The 17,857-nt window shown below is 72.5% G+C and carries 14 protein-coding genes and 1 pseudogene; 8 read left to right on the top strand and 7 right to left on the bottom strand.

Annotated features, from left to right (window positions below; translation table 11 throughout):
* Positions 1–90: 90 nt before the first annotated feature.
* Positions 91–591 (bottom strand): annotated as a pseudogene (locus CFI00_RS11410) (TRIC cation channel family protein); the annotation flags it as partial.
* A gap of 182 nt (positions 592–773) precedes the next feature.
* On the opposite strand from CFI00_RS11410, the gene sepH reads away from it, so the two are divergent.
* Complete coding sequence (gene sepH / locus CFI00_RS11405; RefSeq protein WP_207085243.1) at positions 774–1,760, top strand: septation protein SepH; 987 nt, start codon at positions 774–776, stop codon at positions 1,758–1,760.
* Between the two features lie 4 nt (positions 1,761–1,764).
* Positions 1,765–2,598 (top strand): MOSC N-terminal beta barrel domain-containing protein, encoded by an 834-nt coding sequence (locus CFI00_RS11400; RefSeq protein ID WP_207085242.1) that lies wholly within the window; start codon positions 1,765–1,767, stop codon positions 2,596–2,598.
* Here CFI00_RS11400 and CFI00_RS11395 read toward each other — a convergent pair whose 3' ends face one another.
* Positions 2,599–3,423 (bottom strand): sulfurtransferase, encoded by an 825-nt coding sequence (locus tag CFI00_RS11395; protein WP_207085241.1) that lies wholly within the window; start codon positions 3,421–3,423, stop codon positions 2,599–2,601.
* A gap of 54 nt (positions 3,424–3,477) precedes the next feature.
* Here CFI00_RS11395 and CFI00_RS11390 point away from each other — a divergent pair, with 54 nt between their 5' ends.
* Complete coding sequence (locus CFI00_RS11390) at positions 3,478–4,131, top strand: thymidine kinase (RefSeq protein WP_207085240.1); 654 nt, start codon at positions 3,478–3,480, stop codon at positions 4,129–4,131.
* A gap of 9 nt (positions 4,132–4,140) precedes the next feature.
* On the opposite strand, the gene CFI00_RS11385 is transcribed toward CFI00_RS11390, so the two are convergent.
* The 3 genes from CFI00_RS11385 to CFI00_RS11375 are packed head-to-tail and all read right to left on the bottom strand — an operon-like array spanning position 4,141 to position 8,601.
* Complete coding sequence (locus CFI00_RS11385) at positions 4,141–5,262, bottom strand: nucleotide pyrophosphatase/phosphodiesterase family protein (protein WP_207085239.1); 1,122 nt, start codon at positions 5,260–5,262, stop codon at positions 4,141–4,143.
* A 10-nt stretch (positions 5,263–5,272) separates the two neighbouring features.
* A complete protein-coding gene (locus tag CFI00_RS11380) occupies positions 5,273–5,854 on the bottom strand; it encodes a DUF5998 family protein (RefSeq protein WP_207085238.1) in 582 nt (193 codons plus the stop codon).
* 26 nt (positions 5,855–5,880) lie between these two features.
* Positions 5,881–8,601, bottom strand: coding sequence for a bifunctional GNAT family N-acetyltransferase/acetate--CoA ligase family protein (locus CFI00_RS11375; RefSeq protein ID WP_242532806.1), 2,721 nt, complete (start codon positions 8,599–8,601; stop codon positions 5,881–5,883).
* Positions 8,602–8,791: 190 nt separating this feature from the next.
* On the opposite strand from CFI00_RS11375, the gene CFI00_RS11370 reads away from it, so the two are divergent.
* Genes CFI00_RS11370 through CFI00_RS11360 form a run of 3 tightly spaced genes read left to right on the top strand, consistent with a single transcriptional unit; the run spans position 8,792 to position 13,790 of the window.
* Positions 8,792–11,296: a DNA topoisomerase IV subunit A gene (locus CFI00_RS11370; RefSeq protein WP_207085237.1), complete on the top strand. Its 2,505-nt coding sequence runs from the start codon at positions 8,792–8,794 to the stop codon at positions 11,294–11,296.
* 5 nt (positions 11,297–11,301) lie between these two features.
* Positions 11,302–12,030: an LppX_LprAFG lipoprotein gene (locus CFI00_RS11365; protein WP_207085236.1), complete on the top strand. Its 729-nt coding sequence runs from the start codon at positions 11,302–11,304 to the stop codon at positions 12,028–12,030.
* Entirely contained in the window at positions 12,027–13,790 is a 1,764-nt protein-coding gene (locus tag CFI00_RS11360; protein ID WP_277988373.1) for an MFS transporter, read from the top strand. Before CFI00_RS11365 ends, CFI00_RS11360 begins: the two co-directional genes overlap by 4 nt.
* A gap of 36 nt (positions 13,791–13,826) precedes the next feature.
* Here CFI00_RS11360 and CFI00_RS11355 read toward each other — a convergent pair whose 3' ends face one another.
* Positions 13,827–15,656, bottom strand: coding sequence for an NAD(P)/FAD-dependent oxidoreductase (locus CFI00_RS11355; protein ID WP_207085235.1), 1,830 nt, complete (start codon positions 15,654–15,656; stop codon positions 13,827–13,829).
* 100 nt (positions 15,657–15,756) lie between these two features.
* On the opposite strand from CFI00_RS11355, the gene CFI00_RS11350 reads away from it, so the two are divergent.
* Entirely contained in the window at positions 15,757–17,034 is a 1,278-nt protein-coding gene (locus tag CFI00_RS11350) for a GAF domain-containing protein (protein ID WP_207085234.1), read from the top strand.
* Entirely contained in the window at positions 17,013–17,507 is a 495-nt protein-coding gene (locus CFI00_RS11345) for a carbonic anhydrase (RefSeq protein ID WP_242532804.1), read from the top strand. Before CFI00_RS11350 ends, CFI00_RS11345 begins: the two co-directional genes overlap by 22 nt.
* Positions 17,508–17,526: 19 nt before the next feature.
* On the opposite strand, the gene CFI00_RS11340 is transcribed toward CFI00_RS11345, so the two are convergent.
* Positions 17,527–17,727 carry a hypothetical protein gene (locus CFI00_RS11340; RefSeq protein ID WP_207085233.1) on the bottom strand — a complete coding sequence of 67 codons (201 nt, stop codon included), beginning with the start codon at positions 17,725–17,727 and terminating at the stop codon, positions 17,527–17,529.
* Positions 17,728–17,857: the final 130 nt, after the last annotated feature.

The following is a 17,857-nucleotide window of genomic DNA, read 5'->3' as shown; positions in this document are numbered from 1 at the left end:
CACGAGGGCGAGCAGACGCCACCCGAGGCAGGTCGTGAAGCCCGCCGCGGCGACCACGACCAGCGGCAGGTCCGTGCGGTCGAGCAGCACCGCGACGCTCGCCCCGGCCAGCGCGGGCGTCGCGTAGAGGACGCCCTCGAAGATCACCGGCACGCTGCCCGAGAGCACGTCGCGGAGCATGCCGCCGCCGATGCCGGTCAACATGCCCATGAGCGCGGCGGGGAGCGGGTCGAGACCGTAGTCGACCGCCTTGAGGGCGCCGGTGACGCAGAAGAGTGCGAGCCCGAAGGCGTCGAAGAGGGTGACGAACCGTTCGAGCCGGCCCACCGTGGGGTGGAAGACGAAGGTCAGCAGGCCGGCGGCGACCGGCACCAGGAGGTAGCGCCAGTCGGCCAGCGCGGCGGGCGGCGTCGCGCCGATCAGCACGTCGCGGATGAAGCCCCCGCCGAGCCCGGTGACGCCGCCGAGGACGAGCGCGGCGAAGAGGTCGAGGTTCTTGCGGACGGCCACGAGCGCCCCAGCGACCGCGAAGGCGAAGATGCCGACGAGGTCGAGGACGACGAGCGTCGCGGCGAACTCGGTCTCGGGCACGCTCGAAGGCTAGATCGCCGCGGCGGCTGCCCGCCAACCAGCCGTCAGGGGTGGACACGCCCCCTGACCGAGCGGCCCCGGCGCGCCGCAGGCGCAACCAGACCCGGGCCCCGCGCTGGCGTAGGCTCGACGCGATCGGATGCCTCGCATCGATGACCACCTCAGGCAGGAGCCCTCCGTCCATGGCCAAGCTGACGTTCACCGGACGCAGCAAGGACGGCAAGCGCCTGCTGCTGGTGGACGAGTCGGGCCAGGAGCACACCCTGGTGATCGACGCCCGGCTCCGCCGCGCCTTCACCGGCGCACCCGAAAGCAACGGCCAGTTGGAGATCCCGATGGAATCAACCCTCCGTCCCCGCGACATCCAGACGCGCATCCGGGCGGGTGAGTCGCCCGAGGCGGTCGCCCACGCCGCCGGCACGTCGGTGGAGAAGATCATGGCGTTCGCGGCGCCGGTGATGGCCGAGCGCGCGCACGTCGCCCAGCGCGCCCAGCTCGCCTCCGTACGCCGTCGCGCCACCGAGTCCGGCGCCCGGACCCTCGGCGAGGCGGTCACCGCGCAGCTGCGGGCGCACAACGCCGACCCGAACAGCGTCGAGTGGGACGCCTTCCGCCGCGAGGACGGCCGCTGGACCCTGACCGGCCTGTACGACGTCGCCGGCCGCACCGGTGCCGCGACCTTCTCCCACGACCCGCGCGGCAACTTCGTGACCGTCGACGACGAGGACGCCCGCTGGCTGGTCGGCGACGCCGCCGCGGCTGCGCCCGCCGAGCCTGCCTCCGACGACCTGGCCCTGGCCCGCCAGCGCCGTCTCAGCGCGGTCGACGGCGACGTCCCGCTCGGCGAGGACGCCATCGAGATGGTGGCCGACGGCGCGGTGAGCGACGGGGTGACCGACGAGGAGTCCCCCAACGAGACCACGATGGAGATGTCCGGTGCCGCCGGCTCCGAGCAGTCGATCGAGGCCTACCTCGAGGGCACCGACGGCACCCCGTCCGAGGACGCCGACGCCAACCGCTCGGCGGACCCCGAGCCCGAGCAGGAACCCGAGCCGGGGCAGCCCGCCGCGCAGGCACCCGCCGAGCCGGCCGCCAAGCCCAAGAAGCGTGGTCGCGCATCGGTCCCGAGCTGGGACGAGATCATGTTCGGCGGCGGCAAGGGCGACTGAGGCCGTGCGGCTGGTCCGCCTCAACGTCCACCCGCTGAAGTCCGCAGCGATCCGGCCGGTCGAGGCCGCCCACGTGCTGGCGCGCGGCCTCGCCGACGACCGCTCGTGGATGCTCGTCGGGCCCGACAGCCGGCTGGTCTCCGCGCGGGAGGTGCCTGCGCTCATGCGTGTCGTCGCCGACACCCCCACCACCGATCCGACGGTGTCGTCGGCGCTGCGCCTGCGTGCAGCCGGTCACGCCGACCTGGACGTCAGCCTGCCCGAGGGTCGCGAGATGCCGGTGCACCTGTTCTCCCTCGACCTGCCCGCGACGCCCGCCGGGCCGGGGGCCGACGCGTGGCTGCGCGACGTCCTCGGGGTCGACGTACGCCTCGTGTGGTGCCACGACCCGACGCGCCGCCGCCTGCAGCCCGGGTTCTCCTCCCCCGGCGACCACACCGCCTTCGCGGACTCGTTCCCGGTCACCGTCGCATCGCTCGCCTCCCTGCGCCGGCTCCACGACTGGATGCTCGAGCGGGCCATGGAGGGCGGAGAGGAGCCCCCGGAGCCGCTGCCGATCGAGCGGTTCCGCGCCAACCTCGTCGTCGACGGCGACGAGCCGTTCGCGGAGGACCACTGGGGCGAGATCCGCGTGGGCGAGGTCCGCTTCCGCCTCGCCAAGCCTGTCGGCCGCTGCGTGATGGCCACCCTCGACCCCGCCACGCTCCGCACGGCGAAGGAGCCGACCCGCACGCTGGCCCGCCACCGCCTCGTCGACGGCAAGACGCTCTTCGCCGCCCACCTGGTCCCGCTGACCGAGGGCAGGATCCGGGTCGGCGACGAGGTCACCGCTGGCTGATCAGCGGCCTGTCGCGACGGGCCGCCCGGGGTCGGTGATCCACCCGCTCCAGCTCCCGGGGTAGAGCGCGGCCCGGATGCCCGCGACCTCCATCGCCAGCACGTCGTGGGCGGCGGTCACCCCCGAGCCGCAGTAGGCGGCGACGGTCGCGGCGTCGGTGGCACCCGCGCGGGCGTAGACCTCGCGAAGGTCCTCCGGCGAGCGGAACCGGCCGCGCCCATCGAGGTTCTCGGTCGTCGGCACGTTGACGGCGCCGGGGATGTGCCCGGCGACCGGGTCGACGGGCTCGGTCTCCCCGGCGAAGCGCTCGGGCGCGCGGGCGTCGACCAGCACGTCGACGTCGCGCACGTCGCCCGCACCGACCACCGGCATCCGGCCGGGCGAGGCGGCAGTGAAGTCACCGGGCTCGACCAGCGCAGGGCCCTGCTCCACCGGGTGCCCGCCCTCGCGCCAGGCGCTCCAGCCACCGTCGAGGACGCGTACGTCGTCGTGGCCGTGGTGGCGCAGCAGCCACCAGGCCCGCGCCGCAGCACGCCCCTGCCAGTCGTCGTGGACCACGACGGACCGTGCGTCGCGCACGCCGGCCCGACGCATCGCTGCCTCGAACGCGCCGACGTCCGGCAGCGGGTGCCGTCCCCCCGCGCCGGGCGGGGCGGCCAGGTCACGGTCCAGGTCGACGTACGCCGCTCCGGGCACGTGGCCGGCCTCGTGCAGCCCGCGGCCGGGCGGGCCGCCCATCACGTAGCGCACGTCGAGCACCGTGACGTCGTCCAGCGTCGCCGCCAGCTCCTCGGGACTGATGAGCGGGCCGAAGTCGTGGTCCATGCCCGGCACGGTAGCCGCCGGTCGGCGCCCGGGCTGTGACAAGATCGGCCGGTCATGGCTGAACTGCACTTCTTCACGGGCACGATGGACTCCGGCAAGTCGACGCTGGCGCTCCAGACCAACCACAACCACGCTGCCCGAGGACGCGTCGGCCGCATCTTCACCACCCACGACCGCTCCGGCGCGGCGGTCGTCTCGAGCCGCCTGGGCCTGACCCACGACGCGCTCGAGGTCGGCACCGACTTCGACTTCTGGGCCTACGTCGTCACCACGCTCACCCGCGGCGGTCGCATCGACTACCTCATCTGCGACGAGGCCCAGTTCTACTCCGCCGACCAGATCGACCAGCTCGCCAAGGTCGTCGACGAGCTCCAGATCGACGTGTTCGCCTTCGGCATCCTCACCGACTTCCGCAGCGTCCTCTTCCCCGGCAGTGCACGGCTCGTCGAGCTCGCCGACCGGATGAACGTGCTCCAGGTCGAGGCGCTGTGCTGGTGCGGCAAGCGCGCCACCCACAACGCGCGCACCGAGAACGGCGCGATGGTCACCGACGGCGAGGTGATCGTCGTCGGCGACGTCGAGCAGGCCGACGAGCCGCCCGCGGACGTGGCCTACGAGGTCCTGTGCCGCCAGCACCACCGCCGCCGGCTCACCGCCGCGCGCGCCAAGGCCGTCAGCCTCGCCCCGGAGCCGCTGCCCTTCGGCTGAGGCCGGTCCTCACCCCACGAGGATGGGGATCAGCATCTCGGTCGAGGTCAGGGAGCCGTGCAGCCCGACGAGGGTGTCCTCGTAGGCGAAGTCGCGGGTCGACACGATCGCGGTGTCGTCGTGGCAGGCGACCATCACGTCGCCCAGCCGGGGCAGCACGCGCGCATCGACCGCCCCGAACCATCCGCGGTCGACGGCGTCCTCGCGGGCCAGGACCGTCGCCCGCTCCCCCAGCACCTCGCGCCACGTGGCGAGGACGTCGTCGACGGCGCGCCCCGAGCAGTAGAGGTGGCGGAAGCGGGCCTCGCCGCCGAGCAGCCAGACCCCGTCGCGCATCCCGTCGACGGCGTCGACGTCCACGCGTGCGTCGCGCGGGCTGTCGACCATCCCGTGGTCGGCCACCACCAGCAGCCGGGTCGCGGCGGGCAGCGCCTCACGCAGCTGCTCGGCCTCGGCGTCGACCATCGCGAGCTGCTGGAGCCACTGCGTGGAGGCCACGCCGAACTTGTGGCCGGTCCAGTCGAGGTCGGAGTCGTAGACGTAGGTCAGCGACGGCTGGTGGGCCGACGCGCTCACGGTCGCGGCGATCCGCTCACCGACGCGGTCCGCGCCGACGTACGTCGCTCCGCGCTGCGAGGCCACGGTCAGCCCCGAGCCGTCGAAGTCGCGCCTGTTCACCGACGTGACGTGCACCCCGGCGTCCGCCAGGCGCCCGAGGGCGGTGGGGTGCGGCTGCCACTCGACCGGGTCGATGCCCTTGTCCCACCACAGGTGGTTGAGCAGGCGGTCGGTGCCGGGGATGCGGGCGGTGAAGCCCACCAGCCCGTGGGCACCGGGCACCAGACCGGTGCCGAGCGAGGTGAGCGAGGTCGCGGTGGTCGAGGGGACCCCGGCGGTGCCGGTCGAGCCACCCTCGAGGAGGGAGGAGAGGTACGGCGCCGCGTGGGCGTGGCGGACGAGCAGCTCGGCGCCCATGCCGTCCACGAGGAACACGACGTACGACGGCGCGGGCGGCAGCTCGAGGCCGACCGGGTGACCGTCCAGGGGCGTGCCCAGCGCACGGGCCACGGACGGCACCACGTCGGCGAGCGAGCGGTCGCCGTACGCCGGCGGGGTGAACGCGCCCGTCACCGGGGAGCGTTCATCCACGCGTGCGCGCGGACAGCGCGTCGGAGAAGGCCAGCAGCCCGGCCACCGCGTCCGAGCCCTCGGCAGCCGCGGACACACGCAGGGTGTAGTCGTCGCCGGCCAGCGTGCCGGTGTAGCCGTGGTCGGCGTCGCACTCGGGGTCGGAGCACGCGGCGGGCTCGAGGTCGAGGCGACCCACGCCGCCCCACCCGATGGTCAGCACGGCCTCGGCCGGCGGCGCGACGCCCTTCGTCGGGTTGGCCACCATCCGGGTCACGACGACGGTGCGGATCGAGGTCAGCGTGACCGCCTCGGTCGTGGTCGAGGTGTAGGGCTCGGGCAGCAGGTCGTCGCCGGGGTGCTCGTCGGTGTGGGCGATCACCAGCCGGGTCGGGGTGAGCAGCAGCGCCGTGAGGTGGCGGCGCACCTCTTCGTGGTCGAAGGTCGTCTCGTGGTGGACGAAGTAGGAGACGACCTCCTCACCGCCCGCGGCCGAGAAGACGCCGTCTGCGACGACCTCGGGGTAGTAGCCGGTGCGGTGGATCTCCTTGCGGAGGTCCTGGGAGACGTCCGCGTCACGGGTGGAGCGAGGCATGGTGGCAGTCTGTCACGCAACCGGCCTCAGTCGGGGAGCGTGTCCCCCGGCATCGTGCTCAGGCGGCGCACGAACCAGTCCGACCGGGCGTCCTGCACCTGCTCGACACGCACCGACGCACCGAGCACGCTGGCCCCCTCGGCGCCGGCGAGGACGAGCGGCAGGTGGAGCGCGCGCACCTGGGGCAGGTCGTGCTGGAGCTGGGCGACCTGGCGCACCAGGCGCTCGATCTCCGCGACGTCGACGATCTCGCTGCCGCGGTAGCCGAAGAGCAGCGGCGAGGCCTTGATCTCGCGCACCATGTCCTGGGCGTCGTGGTCGGCCAGGGGCGGGATCCGGTAGGACCGGTCTGTGAGCAGCTCGGTCAGCGGGCCCCCGATGCCGAAGGACAGCACCGGGCCGAAGAGCGGGTCCTCGATCGTCGAGATCGTCACCGGCACCCCGGGGGGCGCGTTGCGCTGCACGACGAAGCCGGCGCGCTCGGGATCGGTGATCACCTGATTGAGGGAGGCCCAGGCGTGGGCCATCTCGTCGGGGGTGTCGATGTTGCGCCACACGTGCGCGAGGTCCGGGCGGTCGCGGAGGTGCTCGGCGGTGGCCTTGAGCACCACGTCCCACTCCAGCGCCTCGCCCGCGGCGACTGCCTCGTCGATCGTCTCGACGGCATAGGTGTCCCACAGGTCGATCCCGTAGGCACCCAGCAGGCGGCGCTGCTCGACGAAGTCGAGGTCGCGTCCCTCCGGGTGTCGCATCAGCACCTCGTTGACGAGGTGGCGCGCGTCGTCGCGGTCGTTGGACGGCAGGTCGCCGACCGTCGACTGGGGCACCCGCAGCCACACGGCGTACTCGACGACGTGGGCGAGCGCGCGCACGGCGGCCTCCACGGCCGGGTACGACGGCACCGACCCGCGACCGGCGCTCGAGCCGGCGACGTCGGGCACGCGCAGCAGCTCGGGCACGCCCTCGGTGCCGAGGAAGGTCGAGACGATCGGCTTGTCGGACTGCTCACCGACCGCAGCCAGGACGTTGGCGACCTCCTCGCGCGCGCCGGTCACGTTGAGCGGCGGGATGAAGATGGCCGCGACGGCGTCGACCTCCGGGTCGTCGATCGCCGCGTCGAGCGCGTCCTCGAAGTCCTCGGCCGTGGCGTCGGCGCCGAGCGCCTCCTGGCGGTTCACCACGAGGCCCACGGAGTTGGCGGCGTCGGCAGCGAGCAGGCCGAGCGCGTCGGAGTTGCCGACGATGGCCACCCGGCGCCCCCGCGGCAGGGGCTGGTGGGCCAGCAGCTGGGCGACGTCGAACATCTCCTCGAGCGACTCGACCTGGATGATCCCGGCCTGGCGGAACATCGCATCGACGGCCTGGGCGGGCGCGCCGATCTTGCGGACGGCGTGGCCCATCGGCACGCCCTGCGAGCTGCGTCCGGAGCGCACGGCAACGATCGGCTTGCGACGACTCACGCGGCGGGCGATCCGGGAGAACTTGCGCGGGTTTCCGATCGACTCGAGGTAGAGCAGCACCACCTCGGTGGCGTCGTCCTCCTCCCAGTACTGCAGGAGGTCGTTGCCCGAGACGTCGGCGCGGTTGCCGGCGCTGACGAAGGTCGTCAGGCCCAGGCCCCGGTTCTGCACCTTCTCCAGGATCGCCGAGCCGAGCGCGCCCGACTGGCAGAAGAAGCCGGCACGACCGCGGGGCGGCATCACCGACGACAGCGAGGCGTTGAGCGAGACGTCGGGGTCGGTGTTGATGATGCCGAGCGCGTTCGGGCCGATCAGGCGCAGGCCGTAGGAGCGCGAGAGCCCCACGAGGCGGCGCTGGCGCATCCGGCCCTCCTCGCCCGTCTCGGCGAAGCCCGACGAGATCACCACGAGCCCGTGGACACCCTTGGCGGCGCAGTCGAGCACGACGTCCTGCACCGCGTCGGCGGGCACCGCGACGATGGCGACGTCGACGTCGCCGGGGATCTCGCCCACCGACTTCCACGCCGGCATGCCCGCGACCGAGTCGGCGCTGGGGTTGACGACGTGGATGCGACCGGAGAAGTTGCCGAGCACGAGGTGGCGCACGAGCGCGCGGCCGATCGTGTCCTGGCGGCGGCTGGCGCCGATGATCGCGACCGACTTCGGGGAGAAGAAGCGCTCGATCGAGGCGTACTCCGCACGGTGCTCGCGCTGCTCCATCACCCCGATCGCCGTGTCGGTCGGGTCGATGCGGAACACCAGCTCCATCACGCCGTCCTCGAAGGCGCTCTTGACCTGGTAGCCGGCGTCCTTGAACGTGTGGATCATCGCCTGGTTGTCGGGCAGCACCTCGGCGACGAACTCCTCGACCCCGCGCTCGCGGCCCGCCTGAGCGAGGTGCTCGAGCAGCAGCTGCCCGATGCCGCGCCCCTGGTGCTTGTCCTCGACCAGGAAGGCCACCTCGGCGTAGCCGGGGCGGATCGTGTCGTAGCGGCCGACGGCGATCATCTGCCCGGCCACGGTGAGGATCATCGCGACCCGGTCGCGGTGGTCGACGCGGGTGAAGCGGTCGAGGTCGCGCTCGGACAGCTCGGGCATCGGCGAGAAGAAGCGGTAGTACTTCGACTGGTCGGAGACGCGGCTGTAGAACTCCACGAGCAGCTCGCGGTCCTCCGGCTGCATCGGCCTGATGTGCGCGGTCCGGCCATCGCGCAGCAGCACGTCCGCCTCCCAGTGGCGGGGCGGGGGCGTCGTCCCCACGTCTGCAACAGCGTCCGCTTCGGTCACGACAGCAATCTATCGGGCACCGGACGAACTCGCTGGCCGCGGCGCCGAGGGCGCCTTCCTCGCTGGTCGAGCAGCCAAGCCTCCCCTTCGCTGGTCGAGTAGCCGAGCGAGGAACGAGCGAGGCGTATCGAGACCCACCTTCGGCGAGCCCCGGACCGATCCCCGCCGCCGACCGGGGAGAATGACGCCCATGGCACGACGTACGAAGCAGGAGCCCCTCCCGGACGACTTCGAGGAGCACATCCTCGACACCGACATCCGCGACGAGATGCAGACGTCGTTCCTGGAGTACGCCTACTCCGTCATCTACTCCCGGGCGCTGCCCGACGCGCGCGACGGCCTCAAGCCGGTGCAGCGCCGCATCCTCTACACGATGGACGAGATGTCGCTCCGTCCCGACCGGGGCCACGTGAAGAGCGCGCGCGTCGTCGGCGAGGTCATGGGCCGGCTGCACCCGCACGGGGACGGCGCGATCTACGACGCCCTGGTACGGATGGCGCAGCCGTGGTCGATGCGTCTGCCCACGGTCGACGGGCACGGCAACTTCGGCTCGCCCGACGACTCCCCCGCCGCGATGCGCTACACCGAGTGCCGGATGGCGCCTGCCGCGGTCGCGATGACGGCCTCCATCGACGAGGACACCGTCGACTTCAAGCCCAACTACGACTCGCGCGAGACCGAGCCGGTCGTGCTGCCCGCTGCGATCCCGCACCTGCTCGTCAACGGCGCCGCGGGCATCGCCGTGGGCATGGCGACCAACATCGCCCCCCACAACCTGGTCGAGGTGGTGCAGGCGCTCAAGCACCTCATCACCCACCCCAAGGCCCAGCTCGACGACCTGATGCGCTTCATCCCGGGCCCCGACCTGCCCACCGGCGGCAAGATCGTGGGGCTCGAGGGGATCCGCGACGCCTACGAGTCGGGCCGCGGCACCTTCAAGATGCGCGCCACGGCACGGATCGAGTCGGTCACCGCGCGCCGCAAGGGCATCGTGGTCACCGAGCTGCCCTACGGCGTCGGCACCGAGCGCGTGATGGAGCAGATCAAGAAGCTCGTCCTGGCCAAGAAGCTGCAGGGCATCGCCGACATCAAGGACCTCAGCGACCGCGAGCACGGCCTGCGCCTGGTCGTCGAGGTCAAGAACGGCTTCGTCCCCGAGGCGATCCTCGAGCAGCTCTACCGCCAGACCGCGCTCGAGGACTCCTTCGGCATCAACGCCGTCGCGCTCGTCGACGGCCAGCCGCGCACGCTGGGCCTGAAGGAGATGCTCGAGGTCTTCCTCGCCCACCGCTTCGAGGTCGTACGCCGCCGCTCGGCGTTCCGCCGCAAGAAGGCCGCCGACCGCCTCCACCTCGTCGACGGCCTGCTCATCGCCATCCTCGACATCGACGAGGTCATCCAGGTCATCCGCGGCTCGGACAACGCGGCCGCGGCCAAGGAGCGGCTCATCGAGATCTTCGAGCTCTCCGACGTCCAGGCCGACTACATCCTCGACATGCCGCTGCGCCGGCTGACGAAGTTCAGCAAGCTGGAGCTGGAGAAGGAGAAGACCGAGCTCGAGCGCACGATCGAGTACCTCGACGCGATCCTCGCCGACGAGAAGCTGCTGCGGAAGGTCGTCTCCGACGAGCTCACCGATGTCGCCAAGGAGCACGGCACGCCGCGGCGTACGGTCCTGCTGGCCTCGGCCGGCAACACCGTCACCGCCACCACGCCGGTCGAGGTGGCCGACGACCCGTGCTTCGCGCTGCTGTCCTCCAGCGGCCTGCTCGCCCGTACGACGTCCGGCGCCGCGCCCGGCCAGGGTGAGGGCCGTGCCAGCCACGACGTCGTGACCAGCGCCGTACGCACCACCGCCCGCGGTGAGGTCGGGGTGCTCACCAGCCGCGGCCGGCTGCTGCGGGTGGGCGTGCTCGACATGCCCGAGCTGCCCGACTCGGCCAACGACCCCAACCTCCAGGGCGGCTACCCGCTGAGCGAGCTGCTTCCCCTCGGCACCGGTGAGCGCGCCCTCGCGCTCACCTCGCTGGCCACCGACGGACCCGGTCTCGCGCTCGGCACCCGCGACGGCATCGTCAAGCGGGTCAACCCCGAGGTGCTCAACCGCGACGAGTGGGAGGTCATCGGCCTCAAGGAGGGCGACGAGGTCGTCGGCGCCGTCGAGCTCGTCACCGGCGAGGAGGAGCTGTGCTTCATCTCCTCCGACGCCCAGCTGCTGCACTTCCCCGCCTCCGGCGTGCGCCCGCAGGGCCGCTCGGGCGGTGGCATGGCCGGCATCAAGCTCGGCGCGGGCCAGCACGTCGCCTTCTTCGGCGCGTTCGACCCCGCCGACGCCGTCGTCGTCACCGCGTCGGGCTCGTCGACCGCACTTCCCGGCACCGAGGCCGGCGCCGTCAAGGTCACCCCGTTCACCGAGTACCCGGGCAAGGGCCGTGCCACCGGCGGGGTGCGCAGCCACCGCTTCCTCAAGGGCGAGGACACCCTCGTCACCGCGTGGGCCGGACCGGGCCCCGCCCGCGCTGCCGCGGCCAGTGGTGCACCGGTCGACCTGCCCGAGGCCAACGGTCGCCGCGACGGATCCGGCGTACCTGCCCCCCAGCCGATCGCGGCCGTCGCCTCCCCGGTCGCGCTGCAGGTCGCATCGCAGGTCGCCGTGCAGGTCGGCGGCTCCCCGACCACCGCTGTGGAAGGCTGAGCACCATGTCAGCCCCAGCCCGCGCCCGCACCGCTGGACGCCTCGCCGCCACGGCCACGTCGGTGCTCCTCGCCCTGCCACTGCTCGTCGCCTGCTCCGGTGACGAGGGCGGCGCGGAGGCCGAGGGCAAGACGCCCGAAGAAGTCCTGGCGGAGGCCGCGACGCTGCTGTCCGAGACCAGCGGGGTCGACCTGACCCTGTCCACGGACGCGCTGCCACAGGGCGTCTCCGGCATCACCCGCGCGGTCGGCACCGTGACCGACGCCCCGGCCTTCGAGGGCTCGATCACCGTCGTCTTCGCCGGTCAGACCGTCGACGTGCCGGTCGTCGCCGTCGACGACACCGTCTACGCCCAGCTTCCGTTCACGCCGGGCTACGACAAGGTCAACCCCAAGGAGTACGGCGCACCCGACCCGTCCGGCCTCGTCGGCGAGGACGGGTTCGCCGGCCTGCTCGGCCTGACCGAGTCGCCCGAGGAGGGTGAGAGCGTGCGCGGGGGCGCGGACAACTCCGAGGTCCTCACCACCTACACCGGCACGGTTCCGGGCGAGGCGATGGAGGCGATCATCCCGTCGTCGTCCGGGGAGTCCTTCGACGTGGAGTGGCAGGTCACCGACGAGGGCGAGCTGCGCACCGCGACCCTGACCGGGGTCTTCTACCCCCGCGCGGAGGAGATGACCTACACCGTCGAGTTCGCCGACTACGGCATCGAGCAGGAGATCGCCGCGCCGTGAGCGTGGGTGAGCAGGCGCAGGTCACGCGCACCTCGCGGCTGCTCCTCGCGATGGCGGCGGTCGCCGTCGCCTTCGCGGCCGCCGACACCTACGTCGTGGTGCTGGCACTGCCCGACATGATGACCGGCGTCGGGGTGCCGATCGACCAGCTCCAGCGTGCGGCACCGATCGTCAGCGGCTTCCTGCTCGGCTACGTCGCGATGCTGCCGCTCATCGGCCGGATCGCGGACCTGCGCGGACGGGTGCCGGTCCTGGTCATGGCGCTCGTGCTCTTCGCCCTCGGCAGCCTGATCACGACGCTGTCCTACGACATGCCCAGCATCGTCGCCGGCCGCTTCCTCCAGGGTGTCGGCGGAGGCGGGCTCGTGCCGGCGACGCTGGCCCTGGTCGCCGACCTCTACCCCGCGGAGCGCCGCGGCGTGCCGCTCGGCATCGTCTCCGCCGTCCAGGAGATCGGATCCGTGCTGGGCCCGCTCTTCGGCGCGGCCGTCCTCGCCTTCTCCGACTGGCGCGCAATCTTCGCCATCAACCTCGCTGTCGGGCTGGTCCTCGCCGCCGCGATCCGGGCGCTGGCCCCGCACGAGCGCACGGCTCCCGGACGGCGCCACGTCGACCTCGTCGGCCTGCTCCTCGTCCTCGCCACCATGGCGGGCGGCGCCGTCGTCTTCCTGCGGCCCGCGCCGCTGATGCGCGACCTCACCTGGGGCCGTCTGTTCATCCCGTTCGCAGGCGACGGGCGCTGGCTCACGCCGAGCGGCGCGGCCACTGTCATGGCGCTCATCCTGCTCGTCGCGTGGTGCTGGTTCGCTGCGCGGCCGCTGTTCGACCTGCGCGGTTGGGTGCGGGTGCTCGTCGAGGCCGACCTCACGGGCGCGCTCCTGCTCGCCGCCGCACTGGGCGGGGTGATCCTCGCGTTCGCCACCGCCGACCCCAAGATCGAGGTGTTCTCGCCGCGCGGGCGGTGGTACCTCCTCGGCGCCGCGGTCGCGACGGCCGCCTTCGTCTGGCACGTACGCCGTGCCGCGAACCCGCTCGTGCCGCGCGGGGCGCTGCGGCGCACGCCGGCGTGGGGGGCCCTGCTGGTCAGCTTCTTCGTCGGCGCCGCGCTGATCGCCGCGCTCATCGACATCCCGCTCTTCGCCCGCACCACGGTCTATCCCGACGACCAGCTGCCCGCCGCGCTCGTGCTCGTCCGGTTCCTGCTCGCGCTGCCGGTCGGGGCCGTCGCGGGCGGCTACCTCATCCGCACGGTCTCCCCCGCGATCGTCACGGCGGGTGGGATGCTGATGGCGGCGGCCGGCTTCGTGCTCATGACCCGCTGGGGGCTGACCACCATCGAGGAGCCGATCGCCAACGTCGCGCTCATCACCGGTGGCCTCGGCTTCGGTCTCGCGCTCGCCCCGGTCAACGCCGCGCTCCTCGCCCACACCGATGACGACGTGCACGGCGTCGCCAGCGCCTTCGTGGTGGTGGCGCGGATGGTCGGCATGCTCGTCGGCATCTCCGCGCTCACCACGATCGGTCTGCGCCGCTACTACGCCGAGCAGGGCGAGGTGCCACCCGTGCAGGAGGTCTGCGACGGCAGGAGCAGGTGCGAGGAGTTCTCCGACCTGCTGCGCGTCGCCGGGATCGCCCAGGAGCACGCCGTCTTCTGGGGTGCGGCCGGCTGCGCGGTCGTCGCGGCGGTGCTCGCCCTCGTGGTGTTCCGGGGCGTGCGCCCCGACCGGGTCAGCACCCGCGAAGCCCTGTCGGGGCACTGAGCGCAGCTACCGCACCGGCCGGGCTCGCCGCCGCGTTCACGAGGTGTGGTGCACCTCCTGCAAGGCGTACACCGGCGTCTCGATCCCCTCGAAGCGCGCCTTGAGCTGCAGCGCGAGGTAGAGCGAGTAGTGCCGGGACTGGTGAAGGTTGCCGCCGTGCATCCAGAGGTGCTCGACCTGGGTCGGCTTCCACATGTTGCGCTGCTCGCCCTCCCACGGCCCGGGGTCCTTAGTGGTGTCCGACCCGAGGCCCCACACCTTGCCGAGCCGGTTGGCGGTCTCCTGGTCGATCAGGTCCGCCACCCAGCCGTTCATCGACCCGTAGCCGGTCGCGAGGACCACCACGTCCGCCGGTAGCTCGGTGCCGTCGGCCAGCACGACGGCGTCCGCCGTGAGGTGGTCGATCTGGCCGTTGACGAGCTTCACGTCGCCGTTGGCCACCAGCTCGGCCGCGCCGACGTCGATGTAGTAGCCCGAGCCCCGCCGCAGGTACTTCATGAACAGTCCCGACCCGTCATCACCCCAGTCGTGGTCGAAGCCGGACGCCTCGAGCCGCTCGTAGAAGTCCTTGTCCTTCTCCGCCATCGCCTCGTAGGCCGGGATCTGGAAGGTGTGCAGGATCCGGTAGGGCAGCGAGGCGAAGATCAGGTCGGCCTTCTCCGTGGTGACCCCGGCCGCGACCGCGCGCTCGGAGTAGAGGTCGCCGAGGCCGATCTCCATCAGGCTGTCGCTCTTCACGACGTGGGTGGAGCTGCGCTGGACCATCGTCACGTCGACGTCGTTCTCCCACAGCGCCCCGCAGATGTCGAAGGCGGAGTTGTTGCTCCCGATGACGACCACCTTCTTGCCCCGGTAGGCGTCCGGTCCGGGGTGCGCGGACGAATGGTGCAGGTCGCCGGCGAAGACGTCCATGCCTGGCACCTCGGGGATGTTGGGCTTGCCGGACATCCCGGTGGCGAAGACGAGCTCGGTCGGGCGCAGGGTCAGCGGCCTGCCCTCCCGCTCCACCTCGACCGTCCACTGACCCGTCTCCTCGGAGTAGAACGCGCTGGTGGCCGTCGTGCTCGACCAGTAGGGCACCTCCATGATCTTCGTGTAGGACTCGAGCCAGTCGCCGATCTTGTCCTTGGGCGCGAAGACCGGCCAGTTGTCCGGGAACTTCAGGTAGGGCAGGTGGTCGTACCAGACGGGGTCGTGGAGGCACAGCGACTTGTAGCGGTTGCGCCACTGGTCGCCCGGCCGCGGGTGCTTGTCGATCACCAGGCTCGGGACGCCGAGCTGGCGCAGCCGGGCACCGAGCGCGATCCCGCCCTGGCCGCCGCCGATCACGAGGACGTACGGCTGGGTCGTGCTGCCGAGGCTCTCGGCCTCCTCCTGCCGGCGCTCGAGCCACGTCCGACGCTGCTTGTCGGCACCGTGCTCCGCGCCGCGCGGGCGGTGTTCGTTGCGAGGCTCCTCGTGGCCCTTGAGCTCGTAGAGCGTGGTGAGGAAGGTGAACGCGCGGTGCCGGCCCTCCTCCTCGACCAGGCGCACCAGGCCGCGGCCCCGGCCGACCGCGGTCTCGAAGACGAACCACGCGGTGGTCACCCCGTCCGCCTCGTCCGCGGGCTCGTCGAGGGCGAAACCGGACGGGTCGGTGCGCTCCAGGGTGCTGGTGAGCAGGTCGCCCACCCCGTCGCGGCCCTCGACGGTCGTGAGGTTCCAGCTGAAGGAGACGAGGTCCCTCCAGTACGACTCGGTGGCGAACATCGCGGCTGCTCTCGCGGTGTCGCGCGCGGCGAGGGCCGCCTCGAATCCCTCCAGCCAGGCTTGGGCGACCTGGCTCGCGTCGTTCGTGGTGGTGGGTGGCTCCAGGGTCTGGGTCATGGTGTCTCCTTCCGACGTGACCCACGACACACCCGGTCGTAGGATCGGCGGGAGGGTTGCAGGAGGTTGCAACGCCGGGGAGGCCAGGCCGGGAGGCACGATGGGCGACGACGTCGGCAGCTCGCACCGCGCTCGCGACCGGGCACTGACCGACGACACCGCGACTGCTGCCCGTCCGGAGATCAGCGCCTCCTGGCGCCGGGTCCGCGCGGGTGGCCTGGCGCCTGGGGCCGAGCCCGAGGTGGCGCCGCTGTCGGAGGCCGAGGTGGTGTCCCGCCGCTCGACGAGCACGCTCGCTCCCCTGCTGCCGAGCATCACCGCCTCCCTGGAGCCCGTCGTCGACGACGGGCTGCTGATGGTGGTGACCGACTCGGACGGTCGGGTCCTGTGGCGCCGCGGGCGCACCGGCGTACGCCGTCTCGCCGACCGACTCGGCTTCGTGTCCGGGTCGGCCTGGACCGAGGCCAACGTCGGCACCAACGCGATCGGCACCTGTCTCGTCCTCGGCGAGCCCGTGCACATCCGGGGGCCCGAGCACTACGTCGAGTCGCACACGCGGTGGAGCTGCGCGGCCGCACCGGTGCGCGACCCCTGGACCGGCGAGACACTCGGCGCGATCGACATTAGCGGACCCGCGCGGTCCGTCCAGCGCTCGGTGCTGGCCCTGGTCGGCGTGAGTGCCCGCCTTGCCGCGGCGGAGGTGCGCACCGAGCACGCGCAGACCCTCGACCGTCTCAGGGCCTACGCCGCACCTGTGGTCGCCCGGGTGGGTGGACGCGCCCTCGCCGTGGACGCGGCCGGCCACATCGCGGCCGTGACGGGGTTCACCGCTCCGGAGCGCCTGGTCCTCCCGGCCGACTTGTCGGTCGACTCGACGTGGCTGCCCACCCTGGGCGCCGTGACGGTGGAGCCCCTGCCGGGCGGGTGGCTCGTCCGTCTCGGCGCCGAGGTGGCGGCGGCGACCGACCTGGTGCTCGACCTGCGCGAGCGACCGGTGCTGCGGGTCCGCACGCCCAGCCACGCGTGGGAGCACCGGCCCAGCCCCCGGCATGCGGAGATCCTGCTGGCGCTCATCGACGCCCGCGAGGGGCGAACGGCGGCCGAGCTCGCGGACGACCTGTTCGCCGACCCCACGCGCGTGGTGACGGTGCGCGCGGAGATGTCACGCTTGCGCCGCACCCTGGGGTCACTGCTGGAGGCGCAGCCCTACCGCATCGCGCCTGCGGTCCTGGCCAGCGTGCTGCTCCCCTCCGCTGGCGTGGCCATCGAGGGCTCCAGCGCCCCGGTCGTCTCGGCGTCCAGTCCACCGGACGGCTCCGTGCCTCACGGGGCCGACGAGTTGGATAATCTGCGTCCGTGGACGACTTCGACGACCTGATGCAGGCGAACCGCGCTTTCGCGGACACCTTCGACCTGGGCGGATTCGACGGCAAGGCGCACGCCGGCATCGCCCTCGTCACGTGCATGGACTCACGCATCGACCCGCTGCGGATGCTCGGGCTCAAGCACGGCGACGCCAAGATCTTCCGCAACCCGGGCGGCCGGGTCACGCCCCAGGCGCTCGAGGCCCTGGTCCTCGGCGTGCACCTGCTCAACGTGCAGCGGATCCTGGTCGTGCCGCACACCCGCTGCGCGATGGCGTCGGCCTCCGAGGCCGAGCTGCGGGTGCGCGTCGGCGAGTCCGCCGGCGTCGACGCCAGCTGGCAGACCTTCGGTGTGGTCGCCGACCAGCTCGAGCAGCTGCGCGAGGACGTCGTCAAGGTCCGCACGCACCCCCTCATCGGCGAGCGCGCGGCAGTCGGCGGCTTCCTCTACGACGTCGACACCGGCCTGCTGACCCAGCACGCCTGAGCGCGCTCACTCGGGTTCCTCACTCGGGTTCGGAGCCGCCGTACGTCGCCTGGTGCCGCCGGATGGTCTCGGAGATCTCGGCGCGCTTGCGATCGCCCTGACGGATCCGATGGGCGTCCTCCATCCCGTGTCGGACCGCCAGCCGGATCACCCAGTAGAGGACGAGCAGCGCCGGCCCCCACACGATGGAGGTCAGGAGGATCTGAGCGACGAGGTCCATGACGGGACATTAGCGAATCGGCTTCCCGCGGGTGTCAGGACCGACCGCGTCGGCAGGTCCAGACCGGGCTGTCGGCCGGGCCCGACCCGAGAGCAGACTGCTGTCGTCCACAACCGGAAGGAGGTGGCGA

Origin of the sequence: Nocardioides sp. S5, from assembly GCF_017310035.1 — a bacterium.
Classification (GTDB): domain Bacteria; phylum Actinomycetota; class Actinomycetes; order Propionibacteriales; family Nocardioidaceae; genus Nocardioides.
The sequence above is the reverse complement of the archived record's forward strand: the minus strand, read 5'-3'. Positions and strand labels throughout refer to the sequence as shown.